The following is a 1956-nucleotide window of genomic DNA, read 5'->3' as shown; positions in this document are numbered from 1 at the left end:
CACTCGAGGAGTACGCGGAGCTCGTTTGCGAATTCGCGAGGGAGGTGGGAGTTACGCTCTTCCTCGAGACTGGTAGGTACATAGTCGCGGATGCCGGTTACTTGCTAGCCAGGGTGAACTACGTCAAGGAGGTGGATGGGGTGAAGTGGATCTTGGTGGATGCTGGCATGAACGATCTCATGAGACCCGCCCTCTACGGGGTTAGACATGAGATACTCTGCGATGCTGAGGGGAGCAAGGAGAGGGTCATGGTGGCCGGGCCCGTCTGCGAGTCGGCTGACTTCTTCGGTGAGTACGAGCTGCCTGAGCTGAGGGAAGGGGATCTGATCGCTTTCAAGGACGTGGGGGCTTACGGATTCTCCATGGCCAGCAGGTACAACCTGAGGCCCCTCCCCCCCGTTGTGGCGATTGAGGGAGGGAAATTCAGGTTGCTGAGACCGAGGGAGGATTTTCACAGAGCTATATTCGGATAGATTTCCCGAATTTCAACGCAAAGGATCTCATCGAGAGCAACCACTGATCCTTTAACCCGAGACCGAATCTCGAATGGAAAGGGATAAAAGGGGCCCGCGAATCCTCGAATCATGCTCGATGAGTACTATCCCTCGGTATTCAAGTGCAGGCCCTCATTTCCCATCGTTGTGGATAGGAGGTTGGGCGAGTTTATTTAAACTCTTCTATCGTTAATTGAATTTACACATTGTTGAGTAAAAATTCTTGACTGAGTAGTGAGTGTGCGAACCAAAGAATTGGGAAGCGAATGGTACGTCGGGTCGGGGATCGGAGCGATGCCCCCTCACTCCAGACCGAGCTGCCTCAAAGTCTCCGGCTTCGGGACCCCCTCTCTATCCCATCCCCTGACCTCGTAGTAGAGATCCAGGAACCTCTCCTGCTCCTCCTCAGTTATCCTCCTCTCCTCGCCCTCGTGCACGAAGGCCTCCCTCAGCAACCTCTTCGGCAATCTATCGTCCTTCCTCCTCACCCCAAGCCTCACATTGTACATTCTGGTGAGATTTATTATCCTCCTCGCCGCGTTCCTCATGTCCTCAACGCCGGCCTCCCTCCCGGTGATCATGGTGTAGTACCTAGCAATCTCCTCCCATGCTATCGTCGTCCTGGTGGAGAACCTGCAGAGAACGAGAGAATCCCCTATTGCAGCTAGCTCCTCCAGATTCGCCAAAACCAAAGTTTTCTCCATGTTTATCGTCTTTCTGTCCCCTCCCAGCCCCCTTGTGTCAGCGTAATAGCCCGTTATCCTGAGGTGGCACGCTCCCCTGGATGAGAGGCCGTAGCCTATTATCATGCTCTTCAGGGTCCTGGGATCGTATCCGGCTGGCTCGAGCCCCTTGACGTGGATCGCCAGATCCTCAAGCCCCAGCTTCCTGGATGCCGAGGCCACGCCCTCGGCCAGTATGTCTCCAACTCCCTCCCTCCTCGCTATCATATCGGCCAGTCTGTGGAGGGCCTCCGGGTCACCGTAGTCCAGCTTGAATCCGGGATCGAGCTTCCCCCTCTTATAAGCCTCTATCGCGAACCCGAAAACGTTGCCTAAAGTTATTGTGTCCATTCCCAGCCTATCAGCCTGATCGTTGAGCCAAACTATCGCCTTGATGTCCGTTATGGCGTTGAGCCCGCCGATCGCGAATATGGTCTCGTACTCAAGCTCGACCTCGCTCCCGGAGTACCTGCCCTCCCTGACCCTGCTGTACCTGCCGCAGGGGGTGGGGCAGCCGAAGCAGGCCCTGGGGTGCACGAAGACCTCCCTCTTTATAGCATCCCATGCTATGTTCTCCCATCCATCCACCGAGCCCCTGGACCAGTAGTAGCTCGGGAAGAAGCCCCAGAGGTTGGCCAGCTCCACCGCCCCCGGGGTTCCCCTCTCAAAGTATGACTTGAGCTCCTGCCTAGCCCTCGGTACTATGACCTCAGCAGAGAACTTTCTCACTCCCTCTGGAT

The 1956-nt window shown here is 56.0% G+C and carries 2 protein-coding genes; one reads left to right on the top strand and one right to left on the bottom strand.

The genetic code is table 11. The features are described from left to right. A partial coding sequence (locus BA066_07790) for a diaminopimelate decarboxylase (protein RDD52792.1) occupies positions 1 to 473 on the top strand: 473 nt, incomplete at its 5' end. A gap of 323 nt (positions 474 to 796) precedes the next feature. Here BA066_07790 and BA066_07785 read toward each other — a convergent pair. After that, on the bottom strand, positions 797 to 1956 hold a 1160-nt coding region (locus tag BA066_07785; protein ID RDD52791.1), incomplete at its 5' end, for an aldehyde ferredoxin oxidoreductase.

The sequence above is a fragment of the Candidatus Korarchaeota archaeon NZ13-K genome (genome assembly GCA_003344655.1).
Classification (GTDB): Archaea; Korarchaeota; Korarchaeia; order Korarchaeales; family Korarchaeaceae; genus Korarchaeum.
The sequence above is the reverse complement of the archived record's forward strand: the minus strand, read 5'-3'. Positions and strand labels throughout refer to the sequence as shown.